We start from the raw sequence: 4,414 nt of genomic DNA on the forward strand, positions 1-4,414 counted from the left end.
GTCCGTTCGGTGAGGTCGTGCTCGCCGCCCACCCCGAACATGATCTGCAGCGGCGTGCCGGGGCCGAGCGGGGGGGGGGCCGGGGGGGGGGGGTGTGGGGGGGAGGGGGTGGGGGCGTGGCGGGCGGGGGGGCCCCCCCCCCCCCGGGCGCGGTGCAGCTGGTGGGGTACGACCCGGAGCACCTCGGCGGCGGCCTGGCCGGGTTCGCCCCGCTCGCCTCGGCGGGGGTGCTCGCCTTCGCCGGGCCGGAGGACCTCGGCCCGCTCCTCGACGAACTGGTCGATCACGTACGGCGGATCAACGAGACGGTCCTCGCCGGTGAGTACACGTCGCTGCGTGAGCTGCACGCGGCCACCCGGCGCCGCCCGGAGCCGTGGCGGGTGGCGGTGCTGCTCGGCGGGCGGGAGATGTCCAAGCACGAGCGGACCCAGCTGGAACGGTTGCTGCGCACCGGGGCGGCGTGCGGCGTCCACCTGGTCATCCGGGGCCTGGCGGTGGAGGCCGGCCCGACCGTCGAGGTGATCACGGCGGCGCCCGGGGACCGCGCCCGGGTCCGCGGGGCCGGCGGTCTGCCCGTACGGCTGGATCCCGGCCCGCCGGCGTCCGTGCTGACCGCGACCTGCCGGCAGATCGCCGAGGCGGTGGCCGCCGGGCCGGCGCCGGTGGCGCTGGACAGCCTGCTGCCGGAGGCCGGCACCGAGTGGCAGCAGAGCTCCGCCACCGGCCTGACCGCGCCGCTCGGGGACAGCCCGCAGGGCGCCCGGGTGCAGGTGACGCTGAGCGACTACCCGCCGCACGCGCTGATCGCCGGCCCGTCCGGCACCGGCAAGACCAACTTCATCTACGCCTGGATGGGCGCCCTGGCGGCCCGCTACTCCCCCGGCGAGCTGGCGTTCTACCTGCTCGACTTCAAGGAAGGGGTGTCGTTCGCTCGGTTCGCGCCGGGCCGGCGCGACCCCAGCTGGCTGCCGCACGTGCGCCTCGTCGGCGTCAACGTGAACACCGACCGTGAGTTCGGGCTGGCGCTGCTGCGCTTCCTCAGCGGCGAGCTGCGGCGGCGGGCGGACGCGGCGAAACAGTACGAGGTCACCAACCTGGCCGAGCTGCGCACCGAGGACCCGGACGGCGAGTGGCCGCGGATCGTGGCGGTGGTCGACGAGTTCCAGGTGCTGCTCGCCGGCCGGGACGCGGTCGCCGCGGAGGCCGTCGACCTGCTGGAGGACCTCGCCCGCCGGGGCCGCTCGCAGGGCATCCACCTGATCCTGGCCAGCCAGGACGTCTCCGGCATCGAGGCGCTGTGGGGCCGGCCCGCGCTGGTCGCCCAGTTCTCGCTGCGGATCGCGCTGCCCAAGGCGCGCCGGGTGCTCGCCGAGACCAACGGGGCCGCCGACACCCTGCCCCGCTACCACGCGGTGGTCAACGCCGACTCCGGCGCCACCGACGCCAACCGGGTGGTCCGGGTGCCGGCCGCCGGCGACCGCGACCAGTGGAGCGCCCTGCAGCACCGGCTGTGGCGGCGCCGCCCGGCCGAGGCGGGCCCGCCCCGGCTCTTCGACGGCGACGTGGTGCCCCGGCTCACCGAGAGCCCGGACTTCCGGGGGCTGCGCCCGTCGGAGTCGCCGGCCGCCCCGGTGGCGCTGCTCGGCGAGACCATCGACGTGGCGGCCCGGTCGGCGCGGACCGTGCTGCGGCGCGCGCCCGGCCGCAACATCGCGGTGCTCGGCACCCGGGTCGACGAGGCGTGCGCGGTGCTCGCCACCGCGGGCCGCTCGCTCGCCGCGCAGTTCGCCCCGGACGGCGCCCGGTTCTCGGTGGTCTGCCTCGACCAGGACGCCCGGGCCGCGGCCGAGGCGCTGCACGCCCGCATCCCGGAGTGCGGCTGGTACGACGCCGAGAACGTCGACTGGCTGCTCGAGGACGCCGCCGCCGAGGCCACCGCGGCCTGGCCGGCGGACCGGCCGCACTTCATCCTGATCTACGCGGTGGACGCGCTGCCGGGTGGCCGGGCGGCGGCCGAACAGCTGCGCAGCGTGCTGCGCCAGGGCCCGGAACGGCGGCTGCACGTGATCGGCTGGTGGCGCGGCGCCGGGCTGCTGCGCGACAGCCTGGGCGGGCACGCCAGCCGCACCGACCCGATCGGCGCCTGGGTGGCGCTGGACGTGCACGGCAGCGAGCTGTCGCCGTTCTACCCGGGCACCGGCGCGCCGAACTGGTATCCCCGGCCGTGGCGGGCCCTGCATTTCGACCGCTCGGTGCATCGTGGCGCCGAGGTGATCATCCCTTACGGAACCTCATGAGCGAACTGCAACCGTCCGACTTCGAGCGCGCCGACTACCGTACGGTGCTGCACCGCCTGACCAGCCTCGACCAGCGTGCCGCCACGCTGCGCGAGGAGGCCGCCGCGTGGCACGACGAGCGGGCCGCCGCGGCCGACGCCGCCGTGCGGGACGCCGAGGAGCAGGTCCGCGAGGCGCAGCACCACGTCCGGCTGGCCCAGCGGGAACTGGAGCACGTGGACGCGCGGGCGGCCGGGCTGTGGTCGGAGTTCGTGCACCGGATCGGGCCGGCCGCCGAGCGCTTCGGGCGGACCCTGCCGCCGGCCAGCATCCCCCGGCAGCGCGACCGGGAGGCCCGCGACTACCTCGACGAGGTGGAGACCCGGGTGAAGTACACCCCGCCGGCACGGCCGCTGACCGCCGGCACCCAGGTGCTCTTCGGCGTCTTCGGTTTCGCCGGCGGGATCCTCGGCGTGCTGGGCAACCTGCTGCTGCGCCGCACCGGCGAGGCGGCCGGCGGCGACTGGCAGGAGGCCGCGCCGGTGGTGGCGCTATTGGTGCTGCTGTTCTGCCCGGTCCTGGCCGTGGTCACCGCCAAGCTGGTGGCCGACCGGCGCGGGGTCGGGCTGGACACGGCGGCGGTGGCCACGGTGCTGACCACCGGGCTGGTCACGGCGGGTCTGCTCTTCACCGCCGTGCAGTTCGCACAACCTAGTGCGGGATGATCGTGCGGCGCAGCTGAGCCTCCTCCAGGAGCGCGGCGGGCACGTCGGGGTGCTCTCCGGCGCCGTGCGCCTCGTCGTAGTTGTAGTCGCCCGCCGGGTCGAACTCAGGGCCGGTGGCCGGGACGTCCGGGACCGGCTGCTGGTCGTGCTGCGGTTCCGTCATGCCTTGCGACATTACCTGCTCAGGGCCGTCCCGCGGGGACAACCAGACCCTCGGTGAGCAGCCGCCGGGCCAGCACCAGACGGTCCTCGTCGTCGTCGAGCGGCAGCTCACCGACCGGGTGCGGGGCGCCGTCGAGCGCGGTGCGCACCGCGGCCGCGCAGCAGGCCGGAAGTCGCAGCATCCGTGCGGACGAGCGCAGCTCGACGTGCTCGGGGCCGTCGTCGCCGAGCTGCCAGCGCAGGCCCGGCCGGGCGACGATCTCGTCGGTGGGCCGCAGCGCCGCCGCGAAGTCGAGCTGGGCGAGCGGGCTGACCGGGGCCGGGCGGGTGGCCGGCCAGGCACGGTCGCGCAGGCGGGCGGCGACCGCCGCCGGCTCGGCGCTGCCGAGCCAGTCACGCAGGGCGGCGACGGTCTCGTCGAGCACCGGCGCGAGCGCCTCCGGGTCGGCGACATCCAGACCGTACGGCAGGGCGGCCCGCAGCCGGGGGTCCTCCATGGCGAGCGTGAGCAGCTCCTCCACCAGGGCATATCGGGTGAGGCCGCGGACGCCGACGGTGAGGTGCAGCGAACGGCCGCCGAGGGCCCGCGCCGAGTGCAGCCAGCCGCGCGGCAGGTAGAGCGCGTCGCCCGGCTGGAGCACGACGTCGAGGGCCGGTTCGCCCTGGGCGGTGGCGGCGACCTCGTCGGCGCGGCCGCCCCAGGCCTGCTTCTCCAGCGGGTCGGGCAGCACCGGCGGGTGGACGCACCACTGCTTGCGGCCGTCGACCTGCAGCACGAACACGTCGTGGGTGTCGTAGTGGGTGGCGAAGCCCTGGCTGGCCGGCGGGGTCAGGTAGGCGTTGACCTGCAGCGGCCGGTTCAGTTCGGCGGCCAGGTCGCCGGTGAAGTCGATCAGCGGGGGCCAGAGCCGGTGCAGGCCCTGCAGGACCAGGGTGGCGCCGTCGGCGTACAACTGCATGACGCGCTCGTCGAGGACCTGGTCGGCGATCTCGGCGCCGGCGCCGCCGCCGCCGGTGAAGCGGCCGGCCGGCAGCACCGTGCCCTGCTTCGCCACCCGCAGGAACGGGGTGCGCAGGCCGCGCCGGCTCAGCAGCTCGTCGACCGCCGCCGCCGACAGCAGGTCGGTGAAGCCGTCCGGGCCGCCGAGGTCGGCGGGGATCTCGATGCCCTTCTTCAGGGCCTCGACCTGCGGCTCGTACGCCACCCCGCCGTAGATAGGGAGAACTCGCACGCCGCGGGTGCTGCCCGCG

Annotated in this window: 3 protein-coding genes and 1 pseudogene; 2 read left to right on the plus strand and 2 right to left on the minus strand. The window is 76.2% G+C overall.

Going from position 1 to position 4,414, the window contains the following annotated elements; all coding sequences use genetic code 11:
- Positions 1-143: 143 nt before the first annotated feature.
- Both AB0F81_RS50455 and AB0F81_RS50460 read left to right on the plus strand, forming a co-directional pair.
- Positions 144-2,297, plus strand: a pseudogene (locus tag AB0F81_RS50455) (FtsK/SpoIIIE domain-containing protein); the annotation flags it as partial.
- Positions 2,294-3,001 (plus strand): hypothetical protein, encoded by a 708-nt coding sequence (locus tag AB0F81_RS50460; RefSeq protein ID WP_360211483.1) that lies wholly within the window; start codon positions 2,294-2,296, stop codon positions 2,999-3,001. The pseudogene AB0F81_RS50455 and the gene AB0F81_RS50460, both read left to right, overlap by 4 nt.
- Here AB0F81_RS50460 and AB0F81_RS50465 read toward each other — a convergent pair.
- Positions 2,988-3,164: a hypothetical protein gene (locus AB0F81_RS50465; protein ID WP_360211485.1), complete on the minus strand. Its 177-nt coding sequence runs from the start codon at positions 3,162-3,164 to the stop codon at positions 2,988-2,990. The genes AB0F81_RS50460 and AB0F81_RS50465 overlap by 14 nt on opposite strands.
- Positions 3,165-3,183: 19 nt before the next feature.
- On the minus strand, positions 3,184-4,368 hold the full coding sequence (locus tag AB0F81_RS50470) for a cupin domain-containing protein (protein WP_360211487.1): 1,185 nt from the start codon (positions 4,366-4,368) through the stop codon (positions 3,184-3,186).
- Between the last annotated feature and the right edge of the window lie 46 nt (positions 4,369-4,414).

This window comes from Actinoplanes sp. NPDC024001, assembly GCF_040638955.1.
Taxonomy (GTDB): domain Bacteria; phylum Actinomycetota; class Actinomycetes; order Mycobacteriales; family Micromonosporaceae; genus Actinoplanes.

Coding starts and splice junctions, on each gene's coding strand:
- AB0F81_RS50460 (WP_360211483.1), top strand. CDS start 2,294: ATGAGCGAACTGCAACCGTCCGACTTCGAGCGCGCCGACTACCGTACG.
- AB0F81_RS50465 (WP_360211485.1), bottom strand. CDS start 3,164: ATGACGGAACCGCAGCACGACCAGCAGCCGGTCCCGGACGTCCCGGCC.